The following is a 16,148-nucleotide window of genomic DNA, read 5'->3' on the forward strand; positions in this document are numbered from 1 at the left end:
CAGCCGACACGTTTACGATGGCGGGCCGTGGGCTTTTTTTGATTTTTGCGCTGGATGACTCCCATGACACTGCTGTGGATAGCCTTACTACCGTTACTAGGCGTCTTGGTGCCGGCCCTCAACGCTCAACGCAGCCGCATGGTCTGCTCGTTGGCAACCGCCCTGCTGCCGGCTATTGCCCTGCTGCTAACCTTGATGCAGATACCCGCACTACTGGAAGGCGAAGCACTACGCTTCGCCGTTGGCTGGCTGCCAGAACTCAACCTGGAACTGGCACTACGCCTGGACGGCCTGTCGCTGCTGTTTAATATTTTAATCATGGGCATCGGGCTGTTGATACTGCTCTACGCTCACTTTTATCTGGCAAGTGACGAACCCGTCGGTCGTTTTTACGCCTTCCTGATGCTGTTCATGGCCTCCATGGTCGGTATTTCAATGTCCGACAACCTCATCCTGCTGTGGCTATTCTGGGAGCTCACCAGCCTTTCATCGTTTTTATTGATCGGCTTCTGGTCGCACCAATCGGATGCGCGTAAAGGCGCAAGAATGGCACTCACCGTGACGGGCGCTGGCGGCTTGGCGCTGTTGGCAGGGCTTCTGTTGCTGGGGGATATGGCAGGCAGTTTCAGCATGGGAGACGTTCTGGCCAGTAGCGACAGGATCATCGCCGACTCGCGTTATCCGCTGATGCTCGGCCTGGTTTTACTCGGTGCTTTTACCAAGTCAGCTCAGTTTCCGTTTCATTTTTGGCTCCCTCATGCGATGGCCGCTCCTACACCGGTTTCGGCCTACCTGCATTCGGCCACGATGGTGAAGGCCGGCATTTTCCTCATGGCAAGGCTACACCCGGCAATTGCCGACAGTGAGCTGTGGACCGTCGTTGTATCGCTCGTGGGCACCGCCACGCTGCTTTACGGGGCCTGGTTTGCGCTATTCAAAACCGACTTGAAAGGCATTCTGGCCTTTTCCACGGTCAGCCATTTGGGGCTGATCACGGTACTGTTGGGCATCGGCAGTCCAATGGCTGTCCTGGCGGCTCTTTTTCACATTCTCAATCATGCCACCTTCAAAGCGGCGCTGTTCATGAGCGCTGGCATTATTGACCACGAGACAGGAACACGTGAACTCAAGCAACTGGGTGGCCTGAAAAAAGCCATGCCGGTAACCGCACTGTTGACCACACTTGCCGCCGCCGCCATGGCGGGTGTGCCGCTGTTCAACGGCTTTCTTTCAAAAGAGATGTTCTTTACTGAAACCCTTAAAACCCCGGTACTGGGTGGCTTGAGCTGGTTACTGCCTGCCCTTGCCACGCTGGGGGGCATTCTCTCTGTGGCTTACTCGCTGCGCCTGGTGCATGCGGTTTTCTTCAAGCCAGCCCGCGAGGCACCGCCTAAATCGCCGCACGAACCGCCACACCTGATGCGTTTACCCGTGGAAATTCTTGTAGTGCTGTGCGTCGTGATCGGTCTGCTGCCCGCCCTCACTGCCACACACCTGCTCGACCTTGCCACCCAAGCGGTACTGCAGCGTCCGCTGGATTTCAAACTGGCGATCTGGCATGGCGTCAACCTGCCACTGATGATGAGCGTTGCGGCATTGTTGATCGGCACCGTCCTCTATTGGCGCCACAGAGACATGCGCCTGTTCACCCGACAGTTCGAAAGCGTCGATGCCCGGCGGGTGTTCGAGCGCTTTGTGGTAGCGATAGGCTACCGTGCTGAACAGTTCCTGGCTGCATTCGAGGGCAATTCATTACAGCGCTACATGACACTGTTGCTATCCGCTGCCTTCGTGATGGGGCTCATCGGGCTGGTCCAGGTCACCGATCTAACAGGGGCGGCAGGCAACCAGCCGATCGACGGCGTAGTGATTCTGGGCGCAGTGATGCTCATCTTTGGCGGCATCGCAACCGCGGCCACCCATCGTTACCGTCTGATTTCATTGCTCATGCTGTCGATTGTCGGGCTGTTTGTGGCCCTCACCTTTGCGCGTTTTTCAGCGCCGGACTTAGCGCTGACCCAGCTATCCGTAGAGGTGGTGACCATGATTCTGCTGATGCTGGCGTTGTTCTTCCTGCCGCAGAAAACACCTCAGGAGTCGAGCCCGCTGCGCAATGTCCGCGACATTCTGCTGGCAGGGTCGCTGGGGCTGGTGATTGCCAGCCTCAACTATGCGGTGTTGACCCGGGAAACGCTGTCGATCTCCAGCTTTTTTGTCGAAAACAGCAAACCCGGCGGTGGCGGCTACAACGTGGTCAACGTCATCCTGGTCGACTTCCGGGGCTTCGATACGCTAGGCGAAATTACCGTGCTTGCCCTTGCAGGCCTTGCGATCTTCAAGCTACTCAACCGTTTACGCCTGTTTATACCGCACAGTGATGGCGAGGGTCGGGTATGGTCGCCGGACCGCTACCCGGCCATCTTGACGTCTGTTTCCATGACGATACTTCCGCTGGCCTTGCTGGTATCAGCGTTTATCTTCCTGCGCGGCCACAACCAGCCCGGCGGTGGCTTCATCGCCGGTTTGATTACCGCTGTGGCGTTGATTCTGCTGTATATGGCCCGAGGTGTGGAGTGGGCGCAGGAGCGCCTCGATTTCCCCTTCCAGCCTGTGGCCATCATGGGCGTCGCGGTCGCGACGCTGACAGGACTTGGCAGTTGGCTGTTCGGCTATCCGTTCCTGACATCGTCGTTTGGCTACTTCACACTACCCGTCGTCGGTGAGTTTGAATTGGCAACGGCGCTGCTTTTCGACCTGGGTGTTTATCTGGCCGTCGTCGGTGCCACGCTCATGATCCTCGCCAACCTGGGCAAAGTGACCACTGCCCACCGTCCGGTGCCCGAACAGACCGAAAAAGACGCTGAGACATCTTCCAACCCCACCAGCAAGGAGCCTCGCTAATGGAACTGCTCTACGCGATCACCACTGGCGTGCTCACCGCCTCCGGACTTTACCTGACGCTGCGTGGGCGAACCTTCCCGGTGGTGGTCGGCCTGACCCTGCTCTCCTATGCCGTCAATTTATTTCTATTTTCCATGGGTGGGCTAACCACCGATGGCGCGGCGCTGGTCAATGAAGGCGATGGCTTCGCTGACCCGCTTCCCCAGGCCCTGGTGCTGACGGCCATCGTGATCGGGTTTGCGATGACCGCCTTTGTGGTCATTCTGGCGATGCGCGCGCGAAGTGAAGTGGGTAACGACCACGTAGACGGCAAAAAGGAAGACCGCGAATGATCCAGCATTTGATTGTTTTACCTGTCGTTGTGCCGTTAATCGCGGGTATCTTGTTACTCTACCAACGCCAGGGAATGGTTCGTTATAAGCGTATTGTCAGCGTGGTAGCCACGTCAGCGCTGCTTTTGGTTGCCATTGGGCTGCTGAACCAAGCCGCCAGTGGAGAAGTGACCTATTACGCCCTTGGCGACTGGCAGCCGCCGTTTGGCATTGCGCTGGTGCTCGATCGTTTGTCGGCGCTCATGTTGCTGGTGACCGCTCTCCTGGCCGTCGGGGCTGTGGTCTTTGCCTGCGGCGGTGATGATGAAAAAGGCAGCAACTTTCACGGCCTCTTCCAATGGCAGTTGATGGGCATCAACGGTGCTTTTTTAACCGGAGACCTGTTTAACCTCTTCGTCTTCTTTGAAGTGCTGCTGCTGGCCTCCTATGCCCTGCTGCTTCACGGCGGCGGCAAGGCGCGCATTCAGTCCAGTGTTCATTACGTGGTACTCAATCTGGCGGGGTCTTCGCTGTTCCTGATTGGCGTGGGCATTCTCTACGGGGCAACCGGCACGCTGAACATGGCGGATATGGCCTCGCGCATGGCCGAACTGCCCGCTGAACGCGAAGGGTTGGTGGTGGCTGGTGCCTTGATGTTACTGGTGGTCTTCGGCCTCAAGGCAGCCATTTTACCGCTGTATTTCTGGTTGCCCCGTGCCTATGCGTCAGCCCCTGCCCCGGTGGCCGCCCTGTTTGCGGTCATGACCAAGGTAGGCATCTATGCCATCTTGCGGGTCTACAGCCTCGTCTTTGGCGACCAGGCAGGTAATCTGGAAGCCCTCGAACAACCCTGGGTCTGGTGGCTTTCATTAGCGACCCTGGCCGCCGCTGGGATAGGGGTGATGGCCGCTCGGGATCTGCGCCTGCTGATTGCCTACCTGGTGCTGATTTCCGTCGGCACGCTACTTGCGGGCGTCGGAATGCGCAGTCCTGAAGCCACCTCGGCACTGCTTTACTACTTGATTCATACGACGCTGATTACCGGCGGCCTCTTCTTGTTGGCGGAGATGATCGGCCTGCAACGTGGCAAACCGGGTACGCGGCTAGTCAAGGGTCGGCCCATGGTACAAGGCTCGGCACTGGCGCTGGCGTTCTTTATAGGGGCGATCGCGGTGGCTGGCTTACCCCCTCTCTCGGGCGCTTTCGGCAAAGCGCTGATGCTCAACGCCGCGGAAGGCAGCCAACGACTTTGGCTCTGGACACTCGTCTTGCTGGCAGGTCTGGCATCGCTCATTGCGCTCTCGCGTGCGGGTTCAACCCTGTTCTGGCGCAGTCATCGCGGCCATCTCAGTGGCCGTCCACTGCCCCGTTGCCAGTGGTTTGGCATGGCGTGGCTGTTAAGTAGCTCGCTACTGCTGGTCGTGTTTGCCGGCCCCGTTAGCGACTATACCCAGGCCGCCGCTAAGCAATTGGCTAACCCTAGCCTGGTAATCGATACGTTGATCAATGACGCTGGAGGCACCCAATGATTCGATCCCGCGCCTGGTTGCCGACCCCGGTTTTTTCATTGTTGCTGCTTTTCGTGTGGCTACTCCTGGTGCGCAGTGTGGCGCCCGGGCATATCGTATTGGGTGGCGCACTGGCCATTATCATCCCCTTGCTTACCAACCGCTTTTGGGATGCCCGACCGCGCATCAAAAAGCCGTTGCTGCTGTTGCGTTTTGTGCTGCGCGTGCTTGGCGACATCATCACCGCCAATTTTGAAGTGGCGTATCTGATCGCCAACCCATGGCGTAAATTAAATCCCCATTTTGTCGAATACCCTCTGATGCTTGAGGAGCGTTTCACCATTACACTGCTTGCCAGCACTATCAGCCTGACGCCGGGGACGGTCTCCGCCAACCTGCGTATGGACGGTAAATCGCTGCTTATTCATGCCCTCAACGAAACAGACGAAGAGGCACTGATCGAGCAGATTCGGGAGCGCTACGAACGCCCGCTCAAGGAGATTTACGAATGCTAAGCATCGCACTTTATATCACCCTGGCGTTGGTGGTGATGGCACTGCTGATGAACCTCTATCGGCTGACCATTGGTCCCGATTTGCCGGATCGAGTACTGGCGCTGGACACCATGTACGTCAACTCCATCGCGCTGATTGTATTGCTCGGCTTATGGTTGAACAGCAAGACCTATTTCGAATCGGCGCTGCTCATCGCCATGCTGGGCTTTATCAGCACGGTAGCGGTGTGCAAGTACATATTACGCGGGGACATTATCGAATGAACCCGGTCACTCTCTTGGTTATTATACAGGTACGCTTATGTCGCTTTGGGTAGAGGCTTTTATTTCATTATTGCTGATCACAGGCGGCGCTTTTGTATTCGTCGGTTCTCTGGGGATGGCGCATCTTCGCGATTTCTACATGCGCTTACACGGCCCCACCAAGGCAACGACACTGGGGATCGGCTGCATGCTGGTGGCCTCCATGGCGTACTTCTGGAGCATTGACGGCAGACCCGATATTCAGGAATTATTGATCACTCTGTTTTTATTTATTACCGCACCGGTCAGCGCCCACTTGCTTGCCAAAACCGGCCTGCACTTACGCTTGAAGCACATCGATATCACCCAGGGTAAACCCGTGGAGCTTCGCTCCGAGGAAGTCGGTAAAAAGCCGGTCCCTCACCCCGACAAAGGCCATGGCTGATCGATTTTGCCTTCTAAACCAAGCGCTGGCACCCTTCCCGGGTTGACGATATTGAGGTGAGGTAACTGTATGTGGAGCCTGTTAAGGCTATCGACATTATCGTTCGCAATGATAATGCTTGCGGGGTGTTCAGAGCCCAGAATTGATACCAGTTCAATGCCCGCCGCTGTTATATCCGTCGAAAAAGTGCGCGACTCACTGCCCCCTTACAAGCGCGACGAATTTGATCAAGCGCTGACCATTATGGCGATGTCATCGTTTAACGGTATCGATATTCTTAACCCAAGGCCGATGAACGCCGCGGAAATCGCCGAGTCGGCCAATGCTTACATGCATGGGCTGACGGGTGATGAAGCGATAGAGAAAGCCAATGAGTTATTGCGTAACCGCCGGGCACGGGAACGAAGTCAGGCGCTGGGCATTCTCTCCCGACTTGAAGAAAAGCAGGCTAATGCGGAGCATGACCGCGAACAACGGGCTCAGGTGACCCTCGACAGCGCCGATTTTTACATGAGCACAAGCCCCTATGGAGCGCTGGAGCCGGTTATTGAACTGGAGGTCACCAACGGCTCTGACCAACGTATCTCGGAACTGTCACTCAGAGGCGTTGTCAGCAGTCCTGGTCTCGAGACACCCTGGGTCGATGAAGCGTTTTATTACGTGATTCCCGGCGGTTTAGCCCCTGGCGAAAGCGCCCAATGGAGTTTGGCGCCCAACCGTTTTGGCCCCTGGGGTAACCGCGAGATTCCCGATAATGCCCAGTTCGATGTCACCATCGAAGGCCTGCACGACGCCGAGGGCGACCCGCTTTGGGATACGCCCCCGCTTAGCGAGCAACAGCGAGAGAGACTCGATGAGTTGCGTGAGGAGTATGGCGACATGACCGCTCATTCCGGCGAGCAGGAAGGGCCCTCTCAAGGGCCTTGACTTTATATCAGTCGATCAAATCTACGTCTGGGTAGCCTATAAGGTACAACACCGCATCAATATCGAGATGTGAAATGGCTTGGCGCGCCTGTGCCCGCACCATGGGTTTGGCGCGGTAAGCAATGCCCAGGCCGGCTTTAGCGAGCATTTTGAGATCATTGGCGCCATCGCCCACCGCAATCGTCTGGTCGAGTGTCAAACCTTCACGCAGAGCAATGGTTTCCAGCAGTTCAGCCTTGCGGTCTGCGTCGACAATCGGCTCGCGCACCTCGCCGGTGACCTTGCCATTCTCGATCACCAGCTCGTTGGCATGGACCTCATCGAAGCCGAGTTTATGCTGTAGGTAGTCAGCAAAGTAAGTGAAACCACCGGAAAGGATGGCAGTGCGATACCCCAGGCGCTTCAGGTTGGCCATCAGCCGTTCGACGCCTTCCATCAAGGGTAGCTCGGCGGCGATCTCAGCCAACACGGACTCGTCCAGACCAGCCAGCTTGCTCATCCGCTCGCGGAAGCTTTGCTGAAAATCGAGCTCACCACGCATCGCCCGCTCGGTTACGTCGGCAACTTCACTGCCCACGCCATGACGATAGGCCAGCTCGTCAATCACTTCAGCCTTGATCAGCGTGGAGTCCATATCGAAGCACACCAGCCGAGGCTTAACCTGTTGTCGCAGGTTTTGCTGAACCGCAATATCCACGTTCAAGGTCTCGCTCAAAACCAGCGCGGCATGACGCAGGGCTTCAAGATCAACATCGGTACCACTCAAGTACAGCTCAAGGCAGTCGATGCGTTCGCCCTGCGCCACATCTGACAGCCGTCGGATGCTGTTTTCCTGCAGGTCAAACTGTACCCTCAAAGCGTCCACCTGGGACTGAATATCCGCGCTTAAACGCGGCGCTAACACGGTTAAAATTAAATCGCCGCTTGCCATCACTTAGTTCCTGTCATTGTTTAGTCCCCTGCCCCTATCCAATCAACCTTTTGGAAACCGCGTGGCAACTTGCTGCCCCGCCGACCTCGCTCGCCGCGATAATAGGCCAAATCATCGGTTTTCAGCGTGAGTTTTCGCTTACCGGCGTGCAGCTCCAGGACGTCGCTGTCTTTAATTACCGCGATGCTGCGCACGAATTCCTCGCGGCGTGCGGCACGCGGACCGGGGATATCCAGCATCTTGTTGCCTTTGCCCTTGGCCATTTCAGGCAACTGATCCAAGGGGAACAGCAATAGCCGACCTTCGTTGGAGACCGAAGCCACCCAAAGTTCTTCGCCCTCAGGCACTTCAACCGGTGCCATCACACTGCAGCCTTTAGGCAGGCTAAGCACCGCCTTACCTGCTTTATTTTTACCGGTGAGCGCTTCCAAACGGGCAATAAAGCCGTAGCCGCCGTCGCTTGCCAGGACAAAACGCCGCTCGGCAGGTGCCAGCATCAAACCGGCCATACGGGCCCCGGCCGACACATTCGCGCGCCCGGTGACTGGCTCTCCCTGCCCCCTCGCACTGGGCAGGTTATGGGCACTGAGCGTATAGGCACGCCCGGTATCATCCAGCAGCACCAAGGGTTGGTTGGTTTTGCCTCGTGCAGCCAACTGGAAACGGTCGCCCGCTTTATAGGAAAGCCCTTCGGGGTCGATATCATGGCCCTTGGCAGACCGAATCCAGCCCTTCTCTGACAGCACGACGGTGATCGGATCAGCCCCGAGAAGTTCGACTTCGGACAACGCCTTGGCGTCGGCCCTGGCGACCAGTGGCGAGCGGCGTTCATCGCCATGCTCTTTACCCGCCGCGCGAATCTCTTTTTCGATCAGCGTGGTCAGCTTGGCTTCACTGCCCAGCAGGCCCTGTAGGTATTTGCGTTCTTTTTCCAGATCATCCTGCTCGCCGCGGATTTTCATCTCTTCAAGCTTGGCAAGATGACGCAGGCGCAATTCCAGAATCGCTTCCGCCTGTCGTTCAGAGAGGCCAAAGGCCGCTACCAATGCAGGCTTGGGCTCATCTTCCTCTCGAATAATGCGAATCACCTCATCGATATTCAGGTAGGCGGTGAGCAGGCCTTCCAGAATATGCAGGCGGTCTTCCACCTTGCCCAGGCGGTGCTCAAGTCGGCGGCGCACCGTCCCACGACGAAAGCGCAGCCATTCGCCCAGCATCTCGGGCAGCGGCATCACCCTTGGGCGGCCATCCAGACCGATCACGTTCATGTTAACCCGCACGTTCTTTTCCAGGTCCGTGGTGGCAAACAGGTGGTCCATCAACGACTCAACGTCAATGCGATTGGAGCGCGGCTCAATCACCAGACGAGTGGGTTCTTCGTGGGTCGATTCATCGCGCAGATCGGCCACCATGGGCAGCTTTTTGGCCTGCATCTGGGCAGCAATCTGTTCCAGCACCTTGGCGCCGCTGACCTGATACGGCAAGGAGGTAATTACAATGTTGGGGCCTTCCCGCTCGTAGCGAGCGCGCAACTTGACCGAACCACGACCGGATTCGTAGAGCTTCCGCAGGTCTTCTTTGGGTGTAATAATTTCCGCATCAGTCGGGAAGTCCGGCGCGGGAATGAAGTCCATCAGATCTGTCGTCGTGGCCTGCGGATTGCGTAACAGGTGACAGGTGGCATCCACGACCTCAGACACGTTGTGCGGCGGAATATCGGTCGCCATACCCACCGCAATCCCGGTGCCGCCATTGAGCAGCACATGCGGCAAGCGCGCGGGCAGCACCAGCGGCTCCTGCATGGTACCGTCAAAGTTGGGCACCCAGTCGACAGTTCCCTGGCCCAGCTCGCTGAGCAGCACTTCGGCAAACTTGGATAGCTTGGCTTCAGTGTAGCGCATGGCGGCAAACGATTTCGGATCGTCAGGACTCCCCCAGTTGCCCTGACCGTCCACCAGCGGATAGCGATAGCTGAAAGGCTGTGCCATCAGCACCATGGCTTCATAGCAGGCACTGTCACCGTGGGGGTGAAACTTACCCAACACGTCGCCGACGGTGCGCGCCGACTTCTTGTACTTGGCGTTGGCATGCAGCGCCAGCTCGCGCATGGCATAGATAATCCGCCGCTGCACGGGTTTCATGCCATCGCCAATGTTGGGCAGTGCACGGTCGAGAATCACGTACATCGAGTAGTCGAGGTACGCTTTTTCGGTGTAATCGCGCAAGGACAAGCGCTCGACGTCGCCTTCCGCTACCTGAATATCCATGGGGTATTCATCCTTTCCTGACAAGCAAAGCCGCCCCGACGGGAGCGGCTATTCCTGCTACACATTGATACTCAATGCGTTAGTAGTTGCTTACGTCATATCAATAACGTCACTGAGGCCCCGAAAGCGGTACCGCTTCCGGGGAGCGTTGATTATCGCGCTGAAAATCATCAAGTAAACTCTTCAGGCGCTGTGCCTGAACAGAAAGTTCGTTGGCCGCTCCTGACGCTTGGCTCACAAGCCCTGCGTTCTGCTGGGTAACCGTGTCCATTTGCGAGACAGCACGATTGATTTCATCAATGCCGTTCGTCTGTTCGCTGGACGCTTGACTGATTTCTGCGATGCGTTCGGCGATTTCTTCAATCGCCGAAACAATTTCCTGCATTGCACCTTCTGCATCACGAGCATAACCGCTACCGGTTTCAATTTGTTGGGACGTGGTCTTGATCAACTCATTGATGTCGCGAGCGGATGTAGCGCTTCTGGAAGCCAGTTCGCGAACTTCACTGGCGACGACCGCAAAACCTCGCCCGTGCTCACCCGCCCGGGCAGCTTCAACGGAGGCATTGAGTGCCAAAATATTGGTTTGAAACGCAATATTTTCAATGACATCGACAATTGAAGAAACCTCTCCCGAGCTTTCATTGATCGCCTCCATCGACTGAGCTAAACGTGCGACCTGTTCGCCACCCCGCCTGACTTTTTCAGTCGCGTCAGTGACGCGCTGATCGGCTTCGTTGGCATTATCAGCGTTGCGCTTAACGGTTGTCGCCATTTCCTCCATTGTGGAAGAAGTTTCCTGAAGCGATGCGGCCTGTTGCTCGGTCCGACTGGACAATTCTGTGTTGCCGGAGGCAATTTCCGTCGCTTCACTGGCAATCACGTCGGATACCTGGCTCACGTCCTCAAACAGGTGTCGTAATTTTTCAGCATAACGGTTCACCGCACTGCGCAACTCGCCAATTTCATCATTACGATAAATCGTCAGTTCTCGACTTGAGCCGCCTTGGCCGAGTTGGTCAATCTGCTCGGTGGTGCTGTGGATTTGACGCAAAAGTATACGTCCACCCCACCAGCCTAACGCCAGCAGCAGGGCCAAAAGGGGAAGGATTACCACCATCAGATCACGCGTCAATGTCTGTGCCAGTGCCGTCACTTTTTCTTGAGGCGTCATGAGACCCAATGTCCAGCCCGTGTCCTCCATATCGAACAAACGAACCGAGGCAGGCTTATCCAGAACGCCTGCTGTTTCCACCTGGACATTTTGACTGCCTGATTCGACAGCCTCGACCACGGGTGAAAGCCAGGGCATATCGCTGGTCAGATCGTCTAACCCTTGCATATCAGCCGTCGCCAGATCCGCACCAGGAAAGTGAATGACCTTGCCTGCTCTATCAAGCACGAAGGCATAGCCCCCGGTTGTGCCACCATTCTCGGCCAGAAATTCGGCGATGCCTTCCAGTTGCATATCGATGGTCGCGACCCCGGCGAACTCATCGTCAAGGTAGTAGGGCACGCTACAGGTTACCATCGCCACCCCGGTAGTTGCGTCGCGATAAGCCGTTGACCAGATACACTGACCTGGCTCGGCATCGCGGGCATTCTGATACCAGGCCTCCTCATGGTAAGGCGCCATATCATCAGCGTTATAATCATCCAGGAACTCAATCTCACCTTCAGCATTTCTCGCCCAGAAGAAGCTGAATCGCTCGACCCCGTCTTCAAACGCACCCGGCTCCGGCCAGATACCACCCCCGGCAATGGCTGTATTGCCGCTGTCGTCGACAACCCGTGGGAAGGCTTGACGAAACAACGATTCCTCGCGAGGTAATGACTCTGCGAGCGAGGCAAGACTCGCTGTATTACCTTCCACGCGGGCTAGCTGTGCATTCATTGCGTTGACAATGGAGTCACCTGTTCGGTCAACAAGCAATTGGCTTGCCTCTATAACCTGCGGTTGGCCGCGCCATGCCATGACGGCGTAAATACTTGCTGCCATGAGTAGCATGAGAGCAAACGCCGCCAGTGTTAACTGCCTCGAAATGGTATTAAACAAGGACATTCCCCTTTAGTGATGTAAGTGATACTGACTGGCGTACTTTTTTCAGGTACGCTCTTTATTCACTATCGGCTAATTAATGCCCAACCTTAGCTATTTAATACCAATGCAGGGTTGACACCGTCACTAGACCTCGACGTCAGCAAGGTTGCCGTTATCTTCCAGCCATTTCTTGCGATCGCCGGCACGCTTTTTGGCCAGCAGCATATCCATCATTTCCAGCGTGCCATCCCCTTCATCGAGGGTAAGCTGAACCAGACGGCGGGTTTCCACCGCCATGGTGGTTTCGCGCAGTTGCAGCGGGCTCATTTCGCCCAAGCCTTTAAAACGCTGAACGTTCGGAGTACCACGCTTTTGTGCAAGCTGTTTTAGGATCGCGGCTTTTTCGCTTTCGTCGAGGGCGTAGTGAACCTCTTTTCCCAAGTCAATACGGTAAAGCGGCGGCATGGCCACATAGACGTGGCCCGCGTCCACCAGACTGGGGAAGTGCTTGACGAACAGCGCGCAAAGCAGCGTGGCAATATGCAGGCCGTCGGAGTCGGCGTCGGCGAGAATACAGATTTTGTGGTAGCGCAATTTTTCCAGATCAGCGCTGCCCGGGTCGGCGCCAATCGCCACCGCGATATCGTGAACTTCCTGCGAGCCGAAGATATCGTGGGTCTCGACTTCCCAGGTGTTAAGGATTTTGCCACGCAGCGGCATTATGGCCTGGGTCTCGCGGTTACGCGCCTGCTTGGCGCTGCCCCCGGCGGAGTCACCCTCGACCAGGAACAGCTCGCTCTGAGCGGGGTCCTGCCCCGAGCAGTCTGCCAGCTTGCCGGGCAGGGCCGGGCCCGATGTCACTTTCTTGCGCGCCACCTTCTTGGCTTTTTTCTGGCGGCGCTGGGCGGCGCTAATCACCAGCTCGGCAAGGGCTTCGCCCTGGTCGACATGGTGGTTGAGCCATAGCGAAAAGGCGTCCTTGAGCACCCCTGACACAAAGCCCGCGATGGTTCGCGACGAAAGCCGCTCTTTGGTTTGCCCGGCAAACTGGGGATCCAGCATCTTGACCGAAAGCACAAAGGAGGCGCGCTCCCACAAGTCATCAGCGGTGAGCTTGATGCCACGGGGTAGTAGGCTACGGTACTCACAGAACTCGCGCAGTGCTTCGAGCAAACCCGAGCGAAACCCGTTCACGTGGGTGCCGCCTTGCGGGGTGGGGATCAAGTTAACATAGCTTTCCAATAGCGCGTCGCCGCCCTCGGGCAACCATTGGATAGCCCAGTCCACGCCGTTTTCATCGTCGTTGAAGTGACCGATAAAGGGCTCGGCTGGCACCACTTCATAACCATCGGTGGCTTCTGCCAGGTAGTCGCGAAGCCCATCGGCGTAGGCCCACTCGGTTTTGGTGCCGTCGGGCTCAATCAGGGTAACGGCAAGCCGTGGGCAAAGTACCGCCTTGGCCCGCAACAGGTGTTTCAGTTTGCCCAATGCCAGTTTAGGGCTATCGAAGTAGCTTTCATCCGGCCAGAAACGCACAAGGGTACCGCTGGCACGCTTGGCCGCTTTGCCAATTTCGCGCAGTTCTTCGACCTTTTCCCCGAACTCGAACGCCATGGCATGGCGCGCACCGTTGCGCGTGACTTCGACATCCAGGCGCCGCGACAGCGCATTAACGACCGACACGCCGACGCCGTGCAGGCCACCGGAAAAACGGTAGCTGTCCGATGAGAACTTGCCGCCTGAGTGCAGTTTGGTAAAGATCAGCTCGACGCCCGACACGCCGTGCTCGGGGTGCATATCGATCGGCATTCCGCGGCCGTTATCCTGCACCTCGATCGCACCGTCGCTATGCAGCACGACGCTGATAGCTGAGGCGTGGCCCGCCAGCGCTTCATCGACGCTGTTATCGATCACTTCCTGAGCAAGGTGGTTGGGCCGCGAGGTGTCGGTATACATACCGGGACGCTTTCGTACCGGCTCGAGCCCCGAGAGGACTTCGATGGAACTCGCGCCGTACTGGGAGGCATCAAACTGGGTCATGTAACGTCGATTCCTGAAGGGTCATGCACGTATGAATGCTTTCAAAGGGATACAGGATAGCCGAAAAGCAAAATGCTGTATATCCAGCCATATTTATTACCAGGGAAGAGCGCCGGGGATAGGTCGTAGAGGAGGTCATTTGCCATGGCCGGAAAAATGATCCCTTCAATTCCGGCATTTCCGCCATCCATGGCGGTCAGATGGCAAATGTAGCGCCCAAGGATGGGTTCACAGCACTTCCTCGTAGACCTGTCACCGGCGCTAGCACCGGCTTAATTATCACTCCTGCTCAGCCGCCCAAAAGGCTTCAATCAAGCCGCGGCTGGATGCATCCAGTCGCGACAGGTCACCCTGATGGTCGATAATTTTCCGGGTATCGGTGGCAATCTGCTTGCCCAGCTCCACGCCCCACTGGTCAAACGGATTGATATCCCAGATGACCGCCTGGACAAATACCTTATGCTCGTAGAGCGCAATCAGCGAACCCAGGGTTGCCGGGGTCAGCTTGTCCAGCAGCACCGTGGTCGACGGCTGATTTCCCCGATAGCGTTTATGCGCCGGGCGCGGGCCATCGTCATCAATCGCGTCGTCACCGAGCATCAGTACCCGCGATTGGGCAAAGCAATTGGCCAATGCCAGCCGGTGCTGGGATTTCAGGTGGCGGCGGGTATCCGGGTCTTCCACCTCATCGTAACGCTTAAGCGGCGCGATAAAGTCGCATACAACCGGTTGGGTCCCCTGATGGAGCAGTTGATAGAACGCATGCTGGGCATTGGGCCCCAACTGCCCCCAAAGCACCGGACAGGTGGAATAATTGACCGCCTGCCCCTGACCGGTCACTGACTTACCGTTGGACTCCATCTCCAACTGCTCAAGGTAGGCAGCAAAATACTCCAGACGACCGTCATAAGGCAAAATCGAGTGAGCGCGAATATCCAGGAAGTTGACGTTCCAGATACCCGCCAGCCCGAGCAGCACCGGCACATTTTCAGCCAAAGGCGCCTCCTGAAAGTGACGGTCCATGGCATGGGCGCCGGCTAACAGCTCGCGGAAGTTCTCCATGCCCACCACCAGCGCAATCGGCAGACCAATGGTGCCCCATAGCGAATAGCGCCCGCCGACCCATTCCCAGAACATCAGTTGGTGATCGGGCGTGATGCCCCATTCGCTCATTTTATCAGGGCTTGCCGACACACCGATAAAGTGCTGGCGAATGATCAATTCGTCACTGACCGGATTGGCGCTGGGTAGCTCACCGTGCTTCGACAGCCGCCCTATCAGCCAGTCGCGGGCGGTATTGGCGTTGGACAGCGTATCAATGGTGGTAAACGACTTCGACGACAACACAAATAGCGTGGTTTCGGGGTTAAAGCGCGTCAGGTAATCGGCAAGCTGTGAGCCATCCATGGTCGAGGCGAAATGAACCTCCACTGGGTGAATATCATCAGGACGGTAGTCGGCCAGCGCGTGGGTGACCATCAGTGGCCCTAGATCGGACCCGCCGACCCCCAGATTCACCACGTGGCGGATCGGCTTGCCGGTGGCACCACGCCACTGGCCCGCATGTAGACGCTCTACCAAGCGCTCCATTTGCGACAGGCTTTCATGTACTGCCGTCGCTACGTCTTCCCCTTCCACGTCCAGGCTCGCCCCCGGCGGCAACCGCAGGGCCGTGTGCAAGGCCGGGCGGTTTTCGCTGATGTTGACACGCTTGCCGCTCAGCAGCGCCTCGATCGCCCCAGGCACCCCCGCCTCATCCGCCAGCGCCAGCAGATGCTCAAGGGTATCGTCGTCCCAGCGCTGCTTGGAGAGATCCAGGGTCAAGCCTGCCACCTCGCGCGTAAAGTGCGTCCAGCGGCCAGGGTCGTTGCCAAACAGGTTTTTCAGATGCACATGTTCCAGCGACTGGGCGTGCTGTTTCAGCGTTTGCCATGCGGGTAGCGAATCAGGGGTTGTGCGTGATGATGCAGCCATTTGCCCTCTCCTGTGGCATCGTTCCGTGCTGGGTCTGTTCTGGCTT

Annotated in this window: 12 protein-coding genes; 7 read left to right on the forward strand and 5 right to left on the reverse strand. The window is 57.1% G+C overall.

The features are described 5' to 3' along the window. Positions 1-63 precede the first annotated feature (63 nt). The 7 genes from IT895_RS11335 (at position 64) to IT895_RS11365 (ending at position 6,849) form a co-directional block, all read left to right on the forward strand. Complete coding sequence (locus IT895_RS11335) at positions 64-2,901, forward strand: monovalent cation/H+ antiporter subunit A (RefSeq protein ID WP_199283499.1); 2,838 nt, start codon at positions 64-66, stop codon at positions 2,899-2,901. Beyond that, on the forward strand, positions 2,901-3,233 hold the full coding sequence (locus IT895_RS11340) for a Na+/H+ antiporter subunit C (RefSeq protein WP_066317667.1): 333 nt from the start codon (positions 2,901-2,903) through the stop codon (positions 3,231-3,233). Before IT895_RS11335 ends, IT895_RS11340 begins: the two co-directional genes overlap by 1 nt. Continuing rightward, entirely contained in the window at positions 3,230-4,741 is a 1,512-nt protein-coding gene (locus IT895_RS11345; protein WP_199283500.1) for a monovalent cation/H+ antiporter subunit D, read from the forward strand. The genes IT895_RS11340 and IT895_RS11345 overlap by 4 nt, the downstream gene beginning before the upstream one ends. Continuing rightward, positions 4,738-5,235, forward strand: coding sequence for a Na+/H+ antiporter subunit E (locus IT895_RS11350; RefSeq protein WP_066317673.1), 498 nt, complete (start codon positions 4,738-4,740; stop codon positions 5,233-5,235). The genes IT895_RS11345 and IT895_RS11350 overlap by 4 nt, the downstream gene beginning before the upstream one ends. Continuing rightward, positions 5,229-5,498 carry a K+/H+ antiporter subunit F gene (locus IT895_RS11355; RefSeq protein ID WP_066317677.1) on the forward strand — a complete coding sequence of 90 codons (270 nt, stop codon included), beginning with the start codon at positions 5,229-5,231 and terminating at the stop codon, positions 5,496-5,498. Before IT895_RS11350 ends, IT895_RS11355 begins: the two co-directional genes overlap by 7 nt. A 37-nt stretch (positions 5,499-5,535) precedes the next feature. Beyond that, complete coding sequence (locus IT895_RS11360; RefSeq protein ID WP_066317683.1) at positions 5,536-5,922, forward strand: Na+/H+ antiporter subunit G; 387 nt, start codon at positions 5,536-5,538, stop codon at positions 5,920-5,922. Between the two features lie 114 nt (positions 5,923-6,036). Next, positions 6,037-6,849: a DUF6694 family lipoprotein gene (locus tag IT895_RS11365; protein ID WP_325073205.1), complete on the forward strand. Its 813-nt coding sequence runs from the start codon at positions 6,037-6,039 to the stop codon at positions 6,847-6,849. 7 nt (positions 6,850-6,856) lie between these two features. Here IT895_RS11365 and serB read toward each other — a convergent pair whose 3' ends face one another. From serB to pgi, 5 genes are all read right to left on the reverse strand, one after another. Further along, positions 6,857-7,780 carry a phosphoserine phosphatase SerB gene (gene serB / locus IT895_RS11370; protein ID WP_085917930.1) on the reverse strand — a complete coding sequence of 308 codons (924 nt, stop codon included), beginning with the start codon at positions 7,778-7,780 and terminating at the stop codon, positions 6,857-6,859. Between the two features lie 20 nt (positions 7,781-7,800). Next, positions 7,801-10,047 (reverse strand): DNA topoisomerase IV subunit A, encoded by a 2,247-nt coding sequence (parC, locus tag IT895_RS11375; protein WP_085917929.1) that lies wholly within the window; start codon positions 10,045-10,047, stop codon positions 7,801-7,803. 109 nt (positions 10,048-10,156) lie between these two features. Continuing rightward, the gene (locus tag IT895_RS11380; protein ID WP_233337227.1) at positions 10,157-12,109 is read right to left on the reverse strand and encodes a methyl-accepting chemotaxis protein; all 1,953 of its coding nucleotides are present in this window, start codon (positions 12,107-12,109) and stop codon (positions 10,157-10,159) included. 123 nt (positions 12,110-12,232) lie between these two features. Next, on the reverse strand, positions 12,233-14,128 hold the full coding sequence (gene parE / locus IT895_RS11385; RefSeq protein ID WP_199283502.1) for a DNA topoisomerase IV subunit B: 1,896 nt from the start codon (positions 14,126-14,128) through the stop codon (positions 12,233-12,235). 279 nt (positions 14,129-14,407) lie between these two features. Further along, positions 14,408-16,102: a glucose-6-phosphate isomerase gene (gene pgi / locus IT895_RS11390; protein WP_085917927.1), complete on the reverse strand. Its 1,695-nt coding sequence runs from the start codon at positions 16,100-16,102 to the stop codon at positions 14,408-14,410. Positions 16,103-16,148 lie beyond the last annotated feature (46 nt).

Source organism: Halomonas sp. A40-4 (genome assembly GCF_015767635.1).
Taxonomy (GTDB): Bacteria; Pseudomonadota; Gammaproteobacteria; order Pseudomonadales; family Halomonadaceae; genus Vreelandella; species Vreelandella janggokensis.

Excerpts from the sequence above, each read along its gene's own strand:
- IT895_RS11335 (WP_199283499.1), top strand. The coding sequence starts at position 64 with ATGACACTGCTGTGGATAGCCTTACTACCGTTACTAGGCGTCTTGGTG.
- IT895_RS11340 (WP_066317667.1), top strand. The coding sequence starts at position 2,901 with ATGGAACTGCTCTACGCGATCACCACTGGCGTGCTCACCGCCTCCGGA.
- IT895_RS11345 (WP_199283500.1), top strand. The coding sequence starts at position 3,230 with ATGATCCAGCATTTGATTGTTTTACCTGTCGTTGTGCCGTTAATCGCG.
- IT895_RS11350 (WP_066317673.1), top strand. The coding sequence starts at position 4,738 with ATGATTCGATCCCGCGCCTGGTTGCCGACCCCGGTTTTTTCATTGTTG.
- IT895_RS11355 (WP_066317677.1), top strand. The coding sequence starts at position 5,229 with ATGCTAAGCATCGCACTTTATATCACCCTGGCGTTGGTGGTGATGGCA.
- IT895_RS11360 (WP_066317683.1), top strand. The coding sequence starts at position 5,536 with ATGTCGCTTTGGGTAGAGGCTTTTATTTCATTATTGCTGATCACAGGC.
- IT895_RS11365 (WP_325073205.1), top strand. The coding sequence starts at position 6,037 with ATGCTTGCGGGGTGTTCAGAGCCCAGAATTGATACCAGTTCAATGCCC.
- serB (WP_085917930.1), bottom strand. The coding sequence starts at position 7,780 with ATGGCAAGCGGCGATTTAATTTTAACCGTGTTAGCGCCGCGTTTAAGC.
- parC (WP_085917929.1), bottom strand. The coding sequence starts at position 10,047 with ATGGATATTCAGGTAGCGGAAGGCGACGTCGAGCGCTTGTCCTTGCGC.
- IT895_RS11380 (WP_233337227.1), bottom strand. The coding sequence starts at position 12,109 with ATGTCCTTGTTTAATACCATTTCGAGGCAGTTAACACTGGCGGCGTTT.
- parE (WP_199283502.1), bottom strand. The coding sequence starts at position 14,128 with ATGACCCAGTTTGATGCCTCCCAGTACGGCGCGAGTTCCATCGAAGTC.
- pgi (WP_085917927.1), bottom strand. The coding sequence starts at position 16,102 with ATGGCTGCATCATCACGCACAACCCCTGATTCGCTACCCGCATGGCAA.